The organism is Microbacterium cucumeris (genome assembly GCF_058349845.2).
In genome coordinates this window covers 189823-207259 of sequence record NZ_JBYRIZ020000003.1, presented here as the reverse complement: position 1 = coordinate 207259, position 17437 = coordinate 189823, and the positions used below count along the sequence as shown (strand labels likewise).

Genomic DNA, 17437 nt, shown 5'->3' with positions numbered 1-17437 from the left:
CACGCCAGACGTCGGACGCTTTCGCACGAACGGTCCGACGGGTGGCGTGCCGGCCCCCGATGCGGAGTCGTCGAGCGGCGCCAGACGGCCGGATCGTCGTCAGTGCGCGGCGGCGCCGAGGTTCGCGGATGCCCACCGGCCGAGCTGGTCGAGGATGGGAAGCAGCCCGCGTCCGCTCTCGGTGAGCTCGTAGGAGACCGACACCGGAGGACCCGTCTCGACGGTGCGCGCCACGAGCCCGGCCTGGGCGAGCTCGGTCAGACGGTCCGACAGGACCGTGTCGCTGATGCCGGACACCGAACGCCGCAGCGCCGCGAACGAGGCGGCCTCGGTGCCCAGGGTCGCGACGATCATGCCGTTCCAGCGCTTCCCGAGCACGCTGAAGGCCAGTGTCACCGCGGCGTCGCAGATCTGAACGCCCTCGTCGGTCTCGGCCATGCCCTCAGTCTAGCGTGCTACGCTGACCGGAGTCGCTAAGAAAAACAGAGCGACTACGAAAAGAGAAAGGTCATTCATGTCCCTGTTCCGCCTGGACGCCAGCATCCTGCCCGCGACCTCCGCCAGCCGCTCGCTCGCCGACCTCGTCGAGGCGGAGTGGACGTCCGCGCATCCGGATTCGACGGTCACGCGCCGTGACCTCGCCCTCGACCCGGTGCCGGCGACCGCCTGGGCCGACGCCGTGACCGGTGGTTTCGTCGACGAGGCGCAGCGCACTTCGGCCCAGACCGCGGCCCGGGAGCTGGCGACGACCTTCGCCGACGAGCTCATCGGAGCGGACGCGCTCCTGTTCGCCGTTCCGCTCTACAACTACGGCGTCTCGCAGCACTTCAAGACTTGGTTCGACCTCGCCTACACCGACCCGCGCATCGACCCGACGGGCACGGCTCTGAACGGCAAGCCCGCGACGCTCGTCACGGTGCTCGGCGGGAACTACGGCCCCGGCACGCCCAAGGAGGGCTGGGACCACTCCACCGGCTGGTTGCGCCGCGTGCTCGAGGACGTCTGGGGCCTGGACCTGCGCGTCGTGCAGCGGCCGTTCACCCTCGTCGGCGTGAACCCCGCCATGGACGCGTTCGCGGATGCGGCTCAGGAGCTGAAGGATGCTGCGGAGCAGACCGCTCGCACCTACGGCCGGGAGATCGCGGCGAAGCGCGGCACCGCGGCCTGATCCGCCGGGTGCGGATGTCGGGAGGTTTCCCGGGTGCCCGGTGACTCGCCCGCGCGTCGCCCGACGTCCGGGGGATCTCCCGACATCCGCACCACCCTCGGCGGATGCTCGTGGCGACGTCAGCCTGCGATGCGCGGCATCCACACCGTGACGACGAGCCCTCCGCCGTGGCGCGGCGACAGGACGAGCGAGCCGTCATGCGCCTCGACGATCCGCCGGGCGATGGCGAGACCGAGTCCGACGCCGACGTGATCCTCACTGCGCGTGCGCTCCGCACCCCGCTGGAACGGCTCGGCGAGCGTCGCGATCAGCGGCTCGGGCAGCTCCGGCCCGCTGTTCTCGACCACCAGTGCCACCGAGCCCGGGTACACGTGGGTCCGCACGAACACGAGCCCCGCCTGGAGATTGTGCACAATCGCGTTGTGCACGAGGTTCGTCACGAGCTGCTGCAGCAGCGGCCCCGATCCGGACACGATCCCGGCATCCCCGCCGACGTCGACCGCGATGCTTCGCCGATCCGCCAGCGGGGCGAGGGTCTCGACGGCCTCCTCGGCGAGCAGTGACATGTCCACCCGCTCGCGCGTGAAGGCGCGCCGCTCCGCTCTGCTGAGCAGCAGCAGAGCCTCGGTGAGTTCGATCGCGCGCGTGTTGACGTCCTGCAGCCGGTCGATCAGCGCATCAACGTCCCGATCGGGATCCGTGCGCGCCACCTCGAGCATCGTGCGCGAGATCGCCAGCGGCGTGCGCAGCTCGTGCGACGCGTTGGCGGCGAAGCGCTGCTGTTCGGCCACATGCGCTTCGAGACGGTCGAGCATGGAGTCGAACACGTCGGCGAGGTCGCGGAATTCGTCCCCTCGACCCTCCATCGCGACGCGCTGGGACAGCGAACCGTGCGCGACATCCTGCGCGACGCGTCCGATGCGGTCGAGCGGGGCGAGCATGCGCCCGGCGAGCCACCATCCGCCGCCGATCCCGATGGCCAGCAGCACGATCATGACGAGCACCGCAGCCGGGACGAAGGCACGGATCAGGTCGCTCTGGTTCGGCACGAAGCGGTCCGCGATGATCCCGCCGTCGGGAACATACCGCAGAAGGAATACAGCGACCGCCGCGAGCAGGAGGACCCCGGATGCCACCACGAGCGCGGCATAGCTCAGGGTGAGCTTGAGGCGCGCGCTCATGCCGCGGCGCCTAGGCATCGGCATCCGTTCCGACCCGGTAGCCGACCCCCGGAACCGTGAGGATCAGCTGCGGCTCGCCGAGGCGCTTGCGCAACGAGGAGACCGTGATGCGCACCGCGTTCGTGAAGGGATCGGCGTTCTCGTCCCACGCGCGCTCGAGCAGCTCTTCGGCGCTGACGACGCCGCCCGCGGCACCGACGAGCACCTCCAGCACGGCGAACTGCTTGCGGGTCAGGGACACATAGCGTCCGTCTCGGAACACCTCGCGGCGGAACGGGTCCAGCCGCAGTCCCGCGATCTCGAGCACGGGAGGGCGGACATGTGCGCGGCGCCGGTCGAGCGCGCGCAGGCGCAGGATCAGTTCGCGCAGCTCGAACGGCTTCGTCAGGTAGTCGTCGGCGCCGAGCTCGAACCCGGTCTCCTTGTCGTCGAGTCGGTCGGCCGCGGTGAGCATGAGGATCGGGATGCCGCTGCCGGAGGCGACGATCCAACGGGCGATGTCGTCTCCGGAGGGCCCGGGGATGTCCCGGTCGAGCACCGCGATGTCGTAGGAGTTCACCGTGAGGAGCTCGAGGGCGGTGTCGCCGTCGCCCGCGATGTCGGCGGCGATCGCCTCGAGCCGGAGGCCGTCACGGACAGCCTCCGCGAGATAGGGCTCGTCCTCGACGATCAGCACGCGCATGTCAGGCATCCTACGCAGGCGCGCATATCGGGAGCATATGAGAAATCGCATACGCTCTCGCAACAGGGCACCGCGTGGACTGGTTCCCATGAATGCTCGTCCTGCCCTTTCACGCGCCGCCCGGCGCGGTCGTGCACTGCTCGCCCTCACGGTGGTGATCGCCGCGGCGGCCCTCGTGTTCGTCTTCCAGGCGCTGTCGGCCGCGAACGGAACCACGACCCTTCCGCCTCTCGCCGGGGCCGAGACGGACACCGCGTCGCAGCCCGGTTCGACCGGTGAGCCGACGGCCGCGGACGGCCGTCTGGGCGACGCGCATCCCAGCGTTTTCGACGACGAGAGCCCGGCCGTTGCGAACCTCGATCCCGCGCTCCTCGAGGCGCTGCGGTCGGCGGCGTCGGATGCTGCGGACGAGGGCATCGAGCTGCGGGTAAACAGCGGCTGGCGGACTCCGGAATACCAGCAGTGGCTCCTCGACAACGCGGTCGCCGAGTACGGCTCGTCCGAGGAGGCGGCCCGCTGGGTGGCGACGCCGCAGACCTCCGCTCACGTCACGGGAGACGCCGTCGACCTCGGCGGGGACGACGCCCTGGACTGGCTCGTCCAGCACGGTGACGACTACGGCCTGTGTCAGATCTACGCCAACGAGCGCTGGCACTACGAACTGCGGCCGGATGCCGAAGCCCACGGCTGTCCGCAGATGTACGCGGACCCCACCGACGACCCGCGGATGCAGTCGTGAGCCTCATCGCGCCCGGGACAGATGAACGGTCAGGGGACGGATGCACGACGGGACGACGGGATGCGATCATGCATCCGTCCCCGAGCCATGCAGATGCTCCGGCGCACGCGAACTCCGCCGAGCCGCCAGCGCCGGCAGGTTCGGGCCTCGGCCGGATGCCCCGACCGACGCTGCGCACCGACCGGTCGGCGATCGCGGCGAACGTCGCGCGTGTGCGCGCCGCGACGTCGAGCGAGATCATGGCGGTCGTCAAGGCGGACGGATACGGGCACGGCGCCGTCACGGTCGCGCGGGCCGCCGTCGCGGCGGGGGCCACGTGGCTCGGAGTCACCGACGTCACAGAGGCGGTCGCGCTGCGGGAGGCGGGCCTCGAGCAGCCGATCCTGTCCTGGCTGAACCCCGCAGGCGTGGATGCCGCGCTGGTCGCCGCGCGCAGCGTGGACGTCGCGGTGGGCTCGGTCGACGAGCTGCGCGATCTGCTCGATGATGCCGTGGCCCCGCTGCGCGTCCACCTGCAGTTCGACACCGGGATGGCCCGCGGTGGCACGCCGATCGGCGAGTGGCACGAGCTGCTGCGCGTCGCCCGCGACGGACGCGACCGCGGCCTCATAGACGTCGTCGGCGTGATGGGGCACCTGCCTCTGGCCGACCGTGCGGATCCGGCTGCCAACACTCCGGCGGTGCTGCGGATGCGCCAGGCTCGGGACGCGGTCCTGCGCGCCGGGCTCGGTCCCGTCCGCGTGCACCTCGCGGCGACCGCCGGCGCCCTGACCGACCCCGCGACGCACTTCGACCTCGTGCGCGTCGGGGCGGGACTGGTCGGCATCGATCCCTCGGACACGGTGCCTCTCGTCGGCGCGGGGCGGCTCACGGCCCCGGTCGTGCACGCCGCGCGCGTGGCGGCGGGTACCGCCGTCGGGTACGGCGCCGATCATGTCACGGCATCCGACACCCACCTGTGCGTCGTGGGGGTCGGCTACGCCGACGGCATACCGCGCGAGCAGGTCGGCGGCGGCGTCGAGATCGCGGGTGCGCGGCATCCCATCGTCGGGCGGGTGTCCATGGATCAGATCGTCGTCGACACCGGCGACGTCCTCGTCGAACGTGGAGCGATCGCGACCGTCTTCGCACCCGCCGGCGGAGCGGCGCCGACCATCCAGGACTGGGCGCGCTGGGCCGCGACCATTCCGCACACCATCGTCACCGGCATCGGGGCGCGTATCGGAAGGAGCATCGAATGAACCACGTCGTCGTCATCGGCGGAGGACAGAACGCGGAGCACGACGTGTCCCTCGCGTCGGCCGCCGCGGTCGTGAACGCGCTGCGGGGCCGGGGGGCCCTCGTGGACGCGCTCACGATCGGCCGGGACGGAGTGTGGTCCTCGGAGTCGGGTCCGCTGGGGCTCGGGCTGGCGGACTCGCTGGCCGCAGCCGTCGTCCTGCTCGGCCGGGCGGACGTGGTTCTCCCCGTCGTGCACGGCGTCCTGGGCGAGGACGGGGCGCTCGCCGCGCTCTGCGCGCTGGCGGGGGCGCGCGTGGCCGGATCCGGGCTGGGGGCCGGGGCGATCGGCATGGACAAGTGGGCGACCAAGCTCGTCGCCGAGGCGGTGGGGATCCGCACCGCGCGGGGGCGGCTGGTCGCGGCATCCGACATCGGCGACGTCGAGTTCGAGGAGCCGGTCGTCGTGAAGCCGGTAACGGCGGGGTCGAGCTTCGGGGTCTCGCTCGTGGAAGAGGCCGGGCAGCTGCGCCGAGCGCTGGACGCCGCGGCGCAGCACGACGGGCGCATCCTCGTCGAGGAGGTCGTGCGGGGGCGCGAGATCGACGTGGCCGTGCTGCGCGAGGCCGACGGCACGAGGTGGGCGGCTCCGCCGCTGGAGATCAGCACCGACGGGCTGTTCGACACCGAGACCAAGTACGACGGGTCCGCGCGGTTCACGGTCCCGGCGGTTCTGGATGCCGCGGAGCATGCCGCTCTGAGACGGGCGGCACTGACGATGTTCGACGCGCTGGGGTGCTCGGGGGTCGCGCGGATCGACTTCTTCCTCACACCTGAGGGCCCGGTGCTGAACGAGGTGAACACGATGCCGGGGATGACGGCCGCCTCGCAGGTGCCGCGGATGTTCGCCGCGGCCGGGGTCGACTACGAGGAGCTGGTTGCTCGGTTGGTGGCGGGCGCACGGGTTCCGGTTGCGAGTCCGCGGAGTTCGGCGGGCGTCGCGGGCTGACGGGTGCACCCGGCGGCGGAACGCCCGCCCTACAGCCGATCGACGGCCGTCACCCGGACCACGGCCTCGCCGGCCTCGTCCGACGCCGCGAGGTCGATGGTCGCCGAGATGCCCCAGTCGTGATCGCCGGCCGGGTCGTCGAGGATCTGACGGACGGTCCAGGCATCCCGGCCCTCCGTGATGAGCAGCAGTTTTGAGCTGCGGGCGTCCGCGCCGGTGAGGATCTCGTCGTGGTCGGCGAAGTAGCCGTCCAGGGCGGCATCCCAGGCATCCGCCCCGAAGTCGGGATCGAGCTCCGCCAGCGCGTCGACGTCCTCGCGGGCGGCGAGCTGCACGCGGCGGAACAGCTCGTTGCGCACGAGGATGCGGAACGCGCGCACGTTCGACGTGAGCCGCTTGGGCGCCGGCGGCACGATCGGCTCCTCATCCGGGCGATGGGGGTCGACGATGCCGTTGTCGGTGCCGGCGCGCAGCTCCTCCCATTCGTCCAGCAGGCTGGAGTCGACCTGGCGCACGAGCTCGCCGAGCCATTCGATGAGATCACGCAGGTCCTCGTTCTTCAGTTCCTCGGGGATCGTCTGGGAGGCGGCGCGATACGCATCCGAGAGATAGCGCAGCACGACGCCCTCGGAGCGGGCGATCTTGTACTGCGCGACATATTCCCCGAACGACATGGCGCGTTCGTACATGTCGCGGACGACCGATTTCGGCCGCAGCTCGAAGTCGCGGATCCAGGGCTGCGCCGCGCTGAACGTCTCGAACGCGGCATCCAGAAGCTCCTCGAGAGGCTTCGGGTAGGTGATCTGCTCGAGCAGCTCCATGCGCTCGTCGTAATCGATCCCCTCGGCCTTCATGGCGGCGACGGCCTCACCGCGGGCCAGGAACTCCTGCTGGCCGAGGATCGCACGAGGGTCGTCCAGCGTCGCCTCGACGATCGAGATCATGTCGAGCGCGAAGGTCGCGGAATCGGGATCCAGCAGTTCGAATGCGGCGAGGGCGAACGGGGAGAGAGGCTGGTTGAGCGCGAAGTTCGGCTGCAGGTCGACCGTGAGACGGATGCCGTCGGGTCCGTCCTCGACGACGCCGGACTCGCGCAGGGTGCGGTAGATCCCGAGTGCGCGGACGGCCAGCACCCGTTGCCGGGTGCGCGGCTCGTGGTTGTCGAAGATCAGCGAGCGGATGTTCGCGAACACGTCGCCGCCGCGGCCGATCACGTTGAGCATCATGGCGCTCGTGATCTGCATGTGCGAGGTGAGCGTCTCGGGCTCGGCGGCCACCAGCTTCTGGAACGACGGCTCGCCCCAGGACACGAAGCCGTCCGGCGCCTTCTTGCGGATGATCTTGCGCTTCTTCTTCGGGTCGTCGCCCGCCTTGCGGATGGCGGCGAGGTTCTCGGACTCGTGATCCGGCGCCTGCGCGACGACCGTTCCGGCGGTGTCGAACCCGGCGCGGCCCGCGCGACCGGCGATCTGGTGGAACTCGCGGGCGTTCAACTGCCGCATCCGGGTGCCGTCGAACTTCGTCAGCGCCGTGAGCAGCACGGTGCGGATCGGGACGTTGATTCCGACGCCGAGCGTGTCGGTGCCGCAGATGACCCGCAGCAGCCCGCGCTGCGCGAGCTGCTCGACCAGGCGTCGGTACTTCGGCAGCATGCCGGCGTGGTGCACGCCGATGCCCGCCCGCAGGAATCGCGAGAGCGTCTTGCCGAACGAGGTGGTGAAGCGGAAGTCCTTGATCAGCTCGGCGATCTCGTCGCGCTGCTCACGGGTGGCGATCCTGGTGCTCGACAACGCCTGCGCCCGCTCCATGGCGGCGGCCTGGGAGAAGTGCACGATGTAGATCGGCGCCTGGCCGGTGGACAGCAGCTCCTCGATCGTCTCGTGGATCGGCGTCGTCTCGTAGTAGTGGTGCAGCGGCACGGGGCGCTCGACGCCCGTGACCGTCGCCGTCTCGCGGGATGTGCGGCGGGTGAGATCCTGGGCGAGCTCGGTCACGTCGCCGAGCGTCGCCGACATCAGGACGAACTGCGCCTGCGGCAGTTCGAGAAGCGGCACCTGCCATGCCCAGCCGCGGTCCGGATCGCCGTAGAAGTGGAACTCGTCCATGACGACCTGGCCGACCTCGGCATCCGGGCCCTGCCGGAGTGCGAGGTTCGCGAGGATCTCGGCCGTGCAGCAGATGATCGGGGCGTCGGAGTTGACGGCCGAGTCTCCCGTCACCATGCCGACGTTGTCGGGCCCGAAGACGTCGACGAGTGAGAAGAACTTCTCGCTGACGAGCGCCTTGATCGGGGCCGTGTAGTACGAGCGGCGGCCGGCGACGAGAGCCGCGAAATGCGCGCCGATCGCGACGAGCGACTTCCCGGTTCCCGTCGGCGTCGACAGGATCAGGTTGTTCCCCGACACGATCTCGATGAGGGCCTCGTCCTGGGTCGGGTACAGGCGGATGCCGGTGGACTCCGCCCATTCGACGAACGCCGCGTAGACGGCGTCCGGGTCGACGCCGGTGACGGTGGCGGGATCGAGGGCGCTCATCCCTCGATCCTTTCATCCCGAGGGCTCCGACGGATCGCCCTGCGGTGGACGATGTCAGTGCAGGGCGAGGTACTCCTCGAGTGTCTCGGGATTGGCCTGGAGCAGCGGTTCGCGGACACTCTCACCGGGGAACTCGCTCGCTTCGAAGAACCAGCGCCTTGACGCGGGCATGCCCCACAGTTGCGCGCGTTGCGGATCGCTCACGTCCCAGCGGATCGGCGGAGTCTCCAGATCGATGTACTGGTAGTGCGTCGTGAACAGCTCGATGCGGTGCTGATCGGGGTCGCGCACATACAGGAAGAGAGCGTTGCTCAAGCCGTGCCGTCCAGGACCCCGGTCGATCTCCCGGCCGAACCCGGTTGCGCCGCACACATCGGCGGCATGGAGGAGCGCGGTCGCGTCGGGAACGGTGTACGCGAAGTGGTGCAGTCGCGGCCCGCGGCCGTTCGTGAACACGAGATCGTGGGTGTTCCCCTTCACCTCGAGCCAGGTGCCCCACAGTTCGTCGGTGCCGTCCGCGGCGGTGTACTCCGCCATGCGCATGCCCAGTCCGGCCCAGAAATCGGTGGCGGTCTGGACGTCGTAAGTGACCACCTGGAAATGATCCAGGCGCTGGGGGGCGCCGGCGCGGAATTCGTCGAAACGCTGCATCTTCCGCTCGACGACATCCATGGAACTCGTCAGCTCGATGTGCGTGCCGACCGCGTCGCGGAAGCGGAGGGTCGGGCCCTGGTGCGGAACCTCGACGCGCTCGTGTTCGACTCCGTTCGCAGCGAAGTGACGCTCGGCGGCGAGAACGTCGTGGTCCGAACGGACGCGAAGACCGACCTGAAGCGCTCGGACCGTATCTGACCGCTCGAGTACGAGACTGTGATGAGCCGCCTCCTCCAGCCCTCGAAGCGAGACGGCGTCGTCGGTCTCCTCGGTCACGACGAGGCCGATCACATCGCGATAGAAGTCGCGGCTGCGAGCGAGATCGGTGACGCCGAGCCGAACATGGCTGGCGCGGGTCAGGATGAACGGTGGCGTGTCATTCGTTGTGGGGAGCATGAAGTCCTCCTAGAGCTCCGCGATCAAGGCCTTGCCGTAGTCGTTGCCGTTGGGCAGGCGCAGGGTCGTGTGGACATGGAACCGCGCCGGCAGACGGTTGTTCAGCCAGACCCCGGCGTGGTGGTCGAGCTCGGCCAGGATCACCGGGCTCTGGACACGGAAGTAGAACGGCTGCGTGCCGTCGGTCGCGCCGTACCAGCTGAACCAGGTCTCGGAGCGATGCGCGTCGACGCCGGCCATTGTGGCGGATAGCTGATCCGCCGGCAGAAGCGCGTGGAAGTCGGCGATGATCGAGCGCAGTATCGCCCACTGTTCATCCGTGAGCGAGGAAGCGGCGAGCCCTTCGTAGGGGACGACGCGGTTGTCCTGGAACGCACCCGCGACGTGGCGCTCATCGGCTGGATGCAGCCGACCGTCCGGCATCGCTGGGTCGAGAACGGAGGAGTACACGACTGCCGAACCGCGCTGCATCGGATCCAGCGACGACGCCAGCTGCAACGCGAGTGCCTCGCGTGCGGCGAACAGCGGCGGACGATCATCGCTGAGTGCCGGTTCCGCGCCCAGGAACACCGGGGCGATCACCTGGCGGGATCCGGCGAAGACGGAGTGCACGGCGACGTGATGACCGAACAACTGCCACCCCCAGGGTCCCGATGCCGGCGAGCCGTAGAGAGCGAACCAGTAACTGCGTTCGTTCATGATCAGCGGCAGGTCGACGAGCTCCCCGAGGTACGCGTTCAACCCCATCGCCTCACGGACTCGCTGATAACCCGACGGGCTCAGCGAGGCCTCGATCACCCGGAGCACGGCGCGCACCTCGGCATCCGTCTGATCCTCCAGGCGCAACCCGGTGCGGAAGAAGACGAACTCCGGATTGCTCCAACTGCGCCATTCGGGCGCGTCGATCGGATACGACACGGCGGCGCGTTGCGCGGGGGACAGCTCATCGAGAAGGGCGGACGCCGCGCTCGCCGCGGCCGTGCCGGCAGGCGCTCCGGCATCGGCCGACCAGACGTGCTGGACCGTGCCGTCCGAGGTCACACCGGTGAACGGCTCGTCGTACAGACCCTTCCAGAACGCGAGCAGGTCGCGCAGGAACGGAGCCTTGTGGCGATCGGCGGTGAAGGCCTCATAGTCCATCCCGCGCACGTCGGCGAGCATCGGGTCATCCAGAGGGATCAGGTACTCCTGAAAGGACGACGCACTGATGGTGACGGCCTCGTCGCGCCCCGCGACCCGGTCGCTCGAGAAGAACCCGTCGATGTCGTTGCGCTGTGCGCCCGAAGGTGCGGACATGTCAGATCGGCAGGTTGAACAGACGCTTCGCGTTGCCAGAGAGCACGAGCTCACGGTCCTGATCGCTGATCTCCAGCTCGTTCTTCACGAACTCGACTCCCTGGCCCATCCAGCTGTAGAACACCGGGAAAGACGAACCGAACAGGTAGTGATCGGCTCCGTTGATCTTCAGTGCCGCCTCGACCTGATCCTTGCCCCAGGAATGCGGGTGGGTCATGTCGAAGAAGATGTTCTCGTCGAGGTACTGCTTGATCTTCTCGCCTCCGGTCGGGTCGAGCCGCTGCATCGCTTCCGGCTTGTTCGATGCGTGCGGAGTCAGCAACGCGGTGTTCGCGAACCAGTTCCCGCCGAACATCGTGTGGATGAAGCGCAGCCCCGGCATCCGGTCGAACATCCCGCTGAACAGTTCGCGGCCCACGGCGACGCCCTGATCGATGATGCGGCCGTACTCGCGTCGCAGATTCGTGTAGTCGATCACCGAGCGGTACTCGACCGGCAGTGGCGTGTGGTGCACGATGACGGGGATGTCGAGCTTCTCGATGACCCGCAGATAGGGTTCGAACACCTCGTCGTCCAGATAGAGCTGACCGTAGTGACACGCGAGCTGCACGCCCACGGCCCCGAGTTCCTTGACGCTGCGTTCGAGTTCGTAGATGTTCTCCTTGCCGCCCCAGGGCGGGACGCATGCCGTGGCGAACAGTCGCCCTCCCGAGCGCGAGACGATGTCGGCGGCGTTGTCGTTGACAGCCTTACAGGTCTCCAGCCCGAGCCATTCCTGCCAGACCGGCACGCGCATGATCCCGTAGTCGACGCCGGCCTCGTCCATCGCGGCGAGCTTCGCCTCCGCGGAGTAGTCGCCCTCGACGTAGTTGAGGTTCTGATAGCCGGCCGGCTTCTCGAGGATCAGCTGCTTCCGTCCGCTGTCCATCTCGATCACCCGGGCGATCTCACCGAATCCGCGCGGCGCGGAGTCGAGGAATCCGTTCAGGATCTTCTCGTTCGTGAAGAGATCCTCGGGGAGATGGTGGATGTTGATGTCGACGACGGTCATTGTCGCTCCTGCTCTCTGATGCTCCCCTCACCCTAGGTCGTCGTCCACGGCATCCGATCCCTCCGATCGTGCACAGTTATGTTGCACGTGCTGGCATATGCCGATGAATGCTCCCGTGGTTATGGTGAACGAGTTCCGGCCCGCCGACGCCCGATCGGCCGGCCCGCAATCATCCAAGGAGGCAAAGGTGCCACACAAGCGCGCAGTACTGAAGTCGGCCGCGGCGCTCGCGGTCGCAGGTCTGCTGCTGTCCGGATGCTCGGCCGAGAATCCCCACGACAGCGACAGCTCGGCCGCCCCGGCGACGGACGCCACGCTCCGTGTGAACTGGGGGCAGTTCCCCGAGAACTGGGCGCCCGGTCAGGAGCTCGAAGGCGGCGTTCTGCGCATCCCGTATGAGACGCTGCTCACACCGGGAGAGGACGGGCAGCCTGCTCCATACTTGGCCACCGAGTACGAGCTGACCGAGGACGCCTTGACTCTCACGCTGCGCGAGGGCGTGACGTTCCATGACGGGACACCCCTCGACGCCGCGGCGGTCAAGGCGAACGTCGAGTACGTCAAGGCGGGTGCGACCGCGTACGCCGGGTCGTTCCAGACGGTCAGCTCGGTCGATGTGGTCGATGAGCGCACGGTGCGACTGAACCTGTCCAGCCCCAACCCGTCGCTGCCGACCACCCTCACCACGCGAGCGCTGCCGATCGCTAGTCCTGCAGCCATCGCGGACGGATCGATCACGACCGCACCCGTCGGCACCTCGCCCTGGGCGTACGACGAGTCCTCGTCCATCGTCGGCACGAAGATGTCGTTCCTGGCGTTCGAAGACTACTGGGGCGATGCGCCCGGGTTCGCGAACGTCGAGCTTTACGCGATCGAGGAGCCCGAATCGTCTGCGGCCGCGCTCGTCGCCGGTGATCTGGACATCACCGACACGGAGATCGCATCACTGCCGACCTTCGAGGGGACGGACATCGACTCGCTGCAGTACCCGGCGATCCGCAACAACCTGTTCTTCTTCGATCGCGGTGCCGGCGGCGTCTTCGAGGACGTCGCCCTGCGGCAGGCCGTCTGCTACGCGATCGACGTTCAGCAGATGGTCGACGTCGAGGGTGAGGGTGAAGCCGCCACGCAGCATTTCGCCGAGGGTGAGATCGGATACAACCCGGACATCGCCGGGTATCCGACTGATCTCGACACCGCGCAGGAGTTGTATGCCGAGGCCGGAAGCCCTGCGGTGGACGTCGAAATGGTCGCGGCACCGTACAACGCCACCCAGATCGAGATCTTCATGAAGCAGGCAGCCGAGATCGGCGATTTCCACGTCACGGTCACGACGCTGCCCCCGCCGCAGTACAACGGTGAATGGAACAGCGGCAAGTACCCGCTCGGGCTGTCCAGCAATGACGAGTTGACCCCGTTCGAGTGGTACAGCGCGTGGTTCGCAGCCGACGCTCCCGGCAATCCGTCCGGGCTGGAGAGCGATCAGCTCAAATCGGCCGCCGACGCCGCGATCGCCGCGGGCGACAGCGAGGAAGCCGCCGACCTGTGGGCGGAGGTCACCAAGATCATCGCGGACGAGGCGCTCACCTGCGCCCATGCCCGTGGTGTCGAGACCCTCGCGTGGAACAGCGCCACCGTCGCCGGCGTCGATGCGCCGACAGAGAAGTGGGAGCCGAAGTCCGTCAACTACCGGGATCTGACCCCCGCATCCTGATGCTCAAGCTCGTCCTCTCCCGCCTCGCTCTGGCGGTGCCCCAGCTGCTGCTGCTCTCCCTGTTCGTGTTCCTGTTGACCTACCTGGTCCCCGGGAGCCCGGCCGCCGCGATCCTCGGACCGTCGGCGACGCCGGAGAGCATCGCCCAACTCGAGCAGCAGCTGGGGCTGGACCGACCCTTCTTCGAGCGGCTCGGAGAGTACTACGCGGGCATCCTGCACGGGGACTTCGGTTCGTCGTTCAGTTCGGGCCGTCCGGTCACGGAACTGTTTGCCGAGAGAATGCCGGCGACGATGTCGCTCATGTTCGGCGGTCTGATCGTCGCGGTCCTGCTCGGGCTCGCACTCGGATTCATCGGGGGCACCAAGCCGGGTTCGATCCGCGATCGCGTCGCCACCGCGGTGACGTCGCTGACCATGTCCATCCCGGAGTTCTGGATCGGCATCGTGCTGCTGCTGGTGTTCGCGATGAACCTCGGACTGGTCCCGGTGATCGCCTACGTCCCGTTCGGAGCCGACCCGCTCGCGTGGGCTCGCGGCCTCATCCTTCCGTCGATCGCCCTGGGGATCGCGGGAGCAGCGCTCATCGCGCGCCAGACCCGGACAGCCATGGCCGAGACGCTCTCAGCGCGTTACGTCAACACCCTGACGGCTGCCGGCGTCTCGCGACCACGGCTGGTCTTCCATTACGGCTTCAAGAACGCGCTGGTGCCGATCCTCGCGTCGACCGGCATCACCGTGAGCATCATGCTCGGAGCGAGTTTCGCCATCGAGAAGGTCTTCGCGTTCCCCGGCATCGGCTCGCTCATCATCCGCAGTGTGACGGCCAAGGACTTCGCCGTCATCCAAGGAGGCGTGCTCATCGTGGCGACGATGATCATCCTCGTCAACCTCATCCTCGACATCAGCTACGGCCTGATCGATCCGAAATCGCGACCGCAATGAGTGACACATACACCTCCACCGTCCAAGCGGCCGCACGGCCGCGCAGACACGCCACGAACCTGGGGCGCATCATCTCGCGCCTGCGGCGACAGCCCGGCACGCTCGTCGCCGCGGCGTTCATCACGCTGCTGATCGTGGTCGCGCTCACCGCTGCATGGATCGCGCCGTACGACCCCAATGAGGCGCATTTCGACCACGTGCTCCAGGCACCGGACGCGCAATTCCTGCTCGGCACCGATGACCTCGGCCAGGACCAGCTCAGTCGCCTCATCTACGGTGCGCGCATCGTGCTGCTCGTGGCGCTCGGGGCCGTGCTCGTCGCGATCGCCGTCGGTGTGCCGCTGGGCCTGGTCTTCGGCTTCAACGGCGGGTGGTGGGATCGCATCGGCATGCGCTTCGTCGATATGGCGCAGTCGTTGCCCGGCATGCTCATCGGGATCACGGTGATCACGATCTTGGGCCGGAACATGTTCGTCCTGATGCTCGCGATCGGGTTGATCTTCTCGATGGCGTTCGCCCGGATGACCCGCGCGATGGTGCTCGCCGAGCGCAAGAAGGCGTACGTGGAGGCGGCCGAGGTCGTCGGGCTGCGTCGCAGCCAGATCATCTTCGGCCAAGTCCTGCCGAACCTCACGGGCGGCATCATCACTCAGGCGGCCGTCTTTCTCGGGTCGGCGATCATGATCGAATCCGCGATGAGCTTCCTCGGCGTCGGCCTGGACCGAGACACGCCGACCTGGGGGTCGATGCTGAGCCTCGCTGTCGAGAAGCAGAACGTCGCCCCCTACCTCACGTGGCCCCCCGGAATTGCGATCGTGCTCACGGTGCTCGCCTTCAGCGTGTTCGGTGACGGACTGAACGATGCCCTCGTCGGCGAACGCCGCCGCATACCGAGACTCGGTCTGCACTCGCGGCGCCAGGCGGTCGCGATGACGGATGCCGCGGTTCCCGCCATCCCCGCGAAGAGGGAGCCCGGGAGCGCCACGTCTCCCGCGAGTCCGGACGCGCACCCCAGCCGTGGGCCGGGGGAGCCCTCGCTGAACGGGGCGATCCTTTCCGCTCGAGACGTCACCGTCGCTCTCGCCCGTCCCGACGGGGAGCAGGTCGACATCGTCAAGAGCGTGTCGCTGGACGTCGCCAGGGGCGAGATCGTGGGCCTGCTCGGCGAATCCGGATCCGGGAAGTCGACCTTCGCGCGTGCCGTGCTCGGCATGCTGCCCGCAGGAACCTGGCTGTCCACCGGGTCGATCCGCATCGCGGGCGCCGAGACCGCCGGTCGATCGGAGCGCGAACTGCGCGGGATCCGCGGTTCGGTGGTCGGCTCCGTCTTCCAGGACCCCGCGGCCGCTCTCTCTTCCGTGCACACCGTCGGCACTCAGCTGATCGAGCCCCTGCGGATCCACAAGGGCATGACGAAGGCGCAGGCCAGAGCTCGAGCGATCGACCTGCTCGAGCGCGTCGGGGTGAGGAGTGCTGAGAAGCGCCTCGACGACTACCCCCACCAGTTCTCCGGCGGTATGGCCCAGCGGGTGTCGATCGCCATAGCGCTCGCCGCGGATCCGCAACTGCTCATCGCGGACGAGGCGACCAGCGCGTTGGACGTGACGACGCAGAGTCAGGTGCTCGACCTGATCCTCGATCTGCGGGCGGAATACGGAATGGGCGTGCTCATGATCACCCACAGCCTCGGCGTCGTGGCTGAGACCTGCGACCGCGCCGCGGTGATGTACCGCGGTCGCGTCGTCGAGGACGCTCCTGTCGCGCAGTTGTTCGATGCGCCGTCGCATCGGTACACCCGAGCGCTGCTGGACGCGAACCCGATGAAGGCCACACAGGAGCGGCTGAACGTGATCGATGGGGCGTTGCGCGCCGAGATCGACGCCGACATCGACGCCCTGGACCGGCTCGACACCGCTGCGCCGGGAGGTGCGCGATGACCGCGCTGCTGGAGGTCGAGGATCTCTCTGTCGGATACGAGACCCGTGCCGGGATTCTCCGGCGTCCGCGGGTCGTCCCCGCGATCGAAGGCGTGAGCTTCGGCATCCGGCCGGGGGAGACGCTCGCCTTCGTGGGCGAGTCAGGGTCGGGAAAGAGCACGACCGGACGTGCGATCCTGCGTCTGGTCCCGACAATGGCCGGGAGCATCCGCTTCGACGGACAGGACCTGGCTGACTGGGGCGAGCGCACGCCGCTGTCCTACCGACGACAGGTCCAGGCGGTCTTCCAGGACCCGAGTGCCTCGCTCAACCCGCGCCAGCTCGTGTCGCACGCCCTCGACATCGCGCTCGCCCGCCACGGCCTGGGTGATCGGCGCGAGCGCCGTCGGCGGATGACCGAGGCGATCGACATGGTCGGCCTCACGCCTGCGCACCTCGAACGCTTCCCCAGCGAGCTCTCGGGTGGGCAGCAGCAGCGGGCGGCGATCGCCAGGGCCCTCGTGCTCGAACCACGACTCGTGGTGTGCGACGAGGCGGTGAGCGCTCTCGACCTCTCCACCCAGGGGCAGATCATCAATCTGCTGGCCGACCTGCAGGCGCAGACCGGAGTGAGCTATCTCTTCATCGCGCACGACCTCGCGCTCGTCCGCCACATCGCACACCGGGTGGGCGTGATGGAACGCGGTCGGCTCGTCGAGCTCGCCGACACGAAGCGGTTGTTCGAGGCGCCGCAGGACCCGTACAGCCGACGCCTGCTGGACGCCACGCCCTCCTCCCACCCGGCCGGCCGCGAGGAACGCCGGGCGCAGCGAGCGGCCGAACGTGCCCTGACCGTGGGAGCGCGATCGTGAGCGCGCTCGATACACTCGTGTCATCGTCGGCGACGCCCGCGCCGGCCACCGCGGCGCGAGAGG

The 17437-nt window shown here is 68.6% G+C and carries 15 protein-coding genes; 8 read left to right on the top strand and 7 right to left on the bottom strand.

Annotated elements, in window-relative coordinates:
- Positions 1 to 99: 99 nt before the first annotated feature.
- Positions 100 to 438, bottom strand: coding sequence for a winged helix-turn-helix transcriptional regulator (locus tag AC3RXZ_RS10070; protein ID WP_243228884.1), 339 nt, complete (start codon positions 436 to 438; stop codon positions 100 to 102).
- A 76-nt stretch (positions 439 to 514) separates the two neighbouring features.
- Here AC3RXZ_RS10070 and AC3RXZ_RS10065 point away from each other — a divergent pair, with 76 nt between their 5' ends.
- Positions 515 to 1168, top strand: coding sequence for an FMN-dependent NADH-azoreductase (locus AC3RXZ_RS10065; protein WP_491493925.1), 654 nt, complete (start codon positions 515 to 517; stop codon positions 1166 to 1168).
- A gap of 119 nt (positions 1169 to 1287) precedes the next feature.
- On the opposite strand, the gene AC3RXZ_RS10060 is transcribed toward AC3RXZ_RS10065, so the two are convergent.
- Both AC3RXZ_RS10060 and AC3RXZ_RS10055 read right to left on the bottom strand, forming a co-directional pair.
- Positions 1288 to 2349, bottom strand: coding sequence for a sensor histidine kinase (locus AC3RXZ_RS10060; RefSeq protein WP_491493924.1), 1062 nt, complete (start codon positions 2347 to 2349; stop codon positions 1288 to 1290).
- Between the two features lie 10 nt (positions 2350 to 2359).
- Positions 2360 to 3031 carry a response regulator transcription factor gene (locus tag AC3RXZ_RS10055; RefSeq protein ID WP_491493923.1) on the bottom strand — a complete coding sequence of 224 codons (672 nt, stop codon included), beginning with the start codon at positions 3029 to 3031 and terminating at the stop codon, positions 2360 to 2362.
- 88 nt (positions 3032 to 3119) lie between these two features.
- Here AC3RXZ_RS10055 and AC3RXZ_RS10050 point away from each other — a divergent pair, with 88 nt between their 5' ends.
- The 3 genes from AC3RXZ_RS10050 (at position 3120) to AC3RXZ_RS10040 (ending at position 5997) form a co-directional block, all read left to right on the top strand.
- On the top strand, positions 3120 to 3770 hold the full coding sequence (locus AC3RXZ_RS10050; protein WP_243228891.1) for a M15 family metallopeptidase: 651 nt from the start codon (positions 3120 to 3122) through the stop codon (positions 3768 to 3770).
- A gap of 155 nt (positions 3771 to 3925) precedes the next feature.
- On the top strand, positions 3926 to 5011 hold the full coding sequence (gene alr / locus AC3RXZ_RS10045; protein ID WP_491493922.1) for an alanine racemase: 1086 nt from the start codon (positions 3926 to 3928) through the stop codon (positions 5009 to 5011).
- Complete coding sequence (locus AC3RXZ_RS10040; protein WP_491493921.1) at positions 5008 to 5997, top strand: D-alanine--D-alanine ligase family protein; 990 nt, start codon at positions 5008 to 5010, stop codon at positions 5995 to 5997. Before alr ends, AC3RXZ_RS10040 begins: the two co-directional genes overlap by 4 nt.
- Before the next feature lie 29 nt (positions 5998 to 6026).
- Here the strand turns inward: AC3RXZ_RS10040 and AC3RXZ_RS10035 are convergent, their stop codons facing one another.
- Genes AC3RXZ_RS10035 through AC3RXZ_RS10020 form a run of 4 tightly spaced genes read right to left on the bottom strand, consistent with a single transcriptional unit; the run spans position 6027 to position 11928 of the window.
- Positions 6027 to 8531 (bottom strand): DEAD/DEAH box helicase, encoded by a 2505-nt coding sequence (locus AC3RXZ_RS10035; RefSeq protein WP_491493920.1) that lies wholly within the window; start codon positions 8529 to 8531, stop codon positions 6027 to 6029.
- A gap of 54 nt (positions 8532 to 8585) precedes the next feature.
- Positions 8586 to 9581, bottom strand: coding sequence for a 3,4-dihydroxyphenylacetate 2,3-dioxygenase (gene hpaD, locus AC3RXZ_RS10030; RefSeq protein ID WP_491493919.1), 996 nt, complete (start codon positions 9579 to 9581; stop codon positions 8586 to 8588).
- A gap of 9 nt (positions 9582 to 9590) precedes the next feature.
- A complete protein-coding gene (locus tag AC3RXZ_RS10025) occupies positions 9591 to 10877 on the bottom strand; it encodes a DUF3500 domain-containing protein (RefSeq protein ID WP_491493918.1) in 1287 nt (428 codons plus the stop codon).
- Between the two features lies 1 nt (position 10878).
- On the bottom strand, positions 10879 to 11928 hold the full coding sequence (locus AC3RXZ_RS10020; RefSeq protein ID WP_491493917.1) for an amidohydrolase family protein: 1050 nt from the start codon (positions 11926 to 11928) through the stop codon (positions 10879 to 10881).
- A 187-nt stretch (positions 11929 to 12115) separates the two neighbouring features.
- On the opposite strand from AC3RXZ_RS10020, the gene AC3RXZ_RS10015 reads away from it, so the two are divergent.
- From AC3RXZ_RS10015 to AC3RXZ_RS10000, 4 genes are read left to right on the top strand one after another with little or no spacing between them, the layout of a single operon-like run.
- Positions 12116 to 13642 carry an ABC transporter substrate-binding protein gene (locus AC3RXZ_RS10015; protein ID WP_491493916.1) on the top strand — a complete coding sequence of 509 codons (1527 nt, stop codon included), beginning with the start codon at positions 12116 to 12118 and terminating at the stop codon, positions 13640 to 13642.
- Positions 13642 to 14586 carry an ABC transporter permease gene (locus AC3RXZ_RS10010; RefSeq protein ID WP_491493915.1) on the top strand — a complete coding sequence of 315 codons (945 nt, stop codon included), beginning with the start codon at positions 13642 to 13644 and terminating at the stop codon, positions 14584 to 14586. The genes AC3RXZ_RS10015 and AC3RXZ_RS10010 overlap by 1 nt, the downstream gene beginning before the upstream one ends.
- Positions 14583 to 16523, top strand: coding sequence for a dipeptide/oligopeptide/nickel ABC transporter permease/ATP-binding protein (locus AC3RXZ_RS10005; protein ID WP_491493914.1), 1941 nt, complete (start codon positions 14583 to 14585; stop codon positions 16521 to 16523). Before AC3RXZ_RS10010 ends, AC3RXZ_RS10005 begins: the two co-directional genes overlap by 4 nt.
- Positions 16520 to 17374: an ATP-binding cassette domain-containing protein gene (locus AC3RXZ_RS10000; protein ID WP_491493913.1), complete on the top strand. Its 855-nt coding sequence runs from the start codon at positions 16520 to 16522 to the stop codon at positions 17372 to 17374. The genes AC3RXZ_RS10005 and AC3RXZ_RS10000 overlap by 4 nt, the downstream gene beginning before the upstream one ends.
- Positions 17375 to 17437 lie beyond the last annotated feature (63 nt).

Bases quoted from the DNA above. Each gene is read 5' to 3' on its own strand.
- AC3RXZ_RS10070 (WP_243228884.1), bottom strand. From the start codon at position 438: ATGGCCGAGACCGACGAGGGCGTTCAGATCTGCGACGCCGCGGTGACA.
- AC3RXZ_RS10065 (WP_491493925.1), top strand. From the start codon at position 515: ATGTCCCTGTTCCGCCTGGACGCCAGCATCCTGCCCGCGACCTCCGCC.
- AC3RXZ_RS10060 (WP_491493924.1), bottom strand. From the start codon at position 2,349: ATGAGCGCGCGCCTCAAGCTCACCCTGAGCTATGCCGCGCTCGTGGTG.
- AC3RXZ_RS10055 (WP_491493923.1), bottom strand. From the start codon at position 3,031: ATGCGCGTGCTGATCGTCGAGGACGAGCCCTATCTCGCGGAGGCTGTC.
- AC3RXZ_RS10050 (WP_243228891.1), top strand. From the start codon at position 3,120: ATGAATGCTCGTCCTGCCCTTTCACGCGCCGCCCGGCGCGGTCGTGCA.
- alr (WP_491493922.1), top strand. From the start codon at position 3,926: ATGCCCCGACCGACGCTGCGCACCGACCGGTCGGCGATCGCGGCGAAC.
- AC3RXZ_RS10040 (WP_491493921.1), top strand. From the start codon at position 5,008: ATGAACCACGTCGTCGTCATCGGCGGAGGACAGAACGCGGAGCACGAC.
- AC3RXZ_RS10035 (WP_491493920.1), bottom strand. From the start codon at position 8,531: ATGAGCGCCCTCGATCCCGCCACCGTCACCGGCGTCGACCCGGACGCC.
- hpaD (WP_491493919.1), bottom strand. From the start codon at position 9,581: ATGCTCCCCACAACGAATGACACGCCACCGTTCATCCTGACCCGCGCC.
- AC3RXZ_RS10025 (WP_491493918.1), bottom strand. From the start codon at position 10,877: ATGTCCGCACCTTCGGGCGCACAGCGCAACGACATCGACGGGTTCTTC.
- AC3RXZ_RS10020 (WP_491493917.1), bottom strand. From the start codon at position 11,928: ATGACCGTCGTCGACATCAACATCCACCATCTCCCCGAGGATCTCTTC.
- AC3RXZ_RS10010 (WP_491493915.1), top strand. From the start codon at position 13,642: ATGCTCAAGCTCGTCCTCTCCCGCCTCGCTCTGGCGGTGCCCCAGCTG.
- AC3RXZ_RS10005 (WP_491493914.1), top strand. From the start codon at position 14,583: ATGAGTGACACATACACCTCCACCGTCCAAGCGGCCGCACGGCCGCGC.
- AC3RXZ_RS10000 (WP_491493913.1), top strand. From the start codon at position 16,520: ATGACCGCGCTGCTGGAGGTCGAGGATCTCTCTGTCGGATACGAGACC.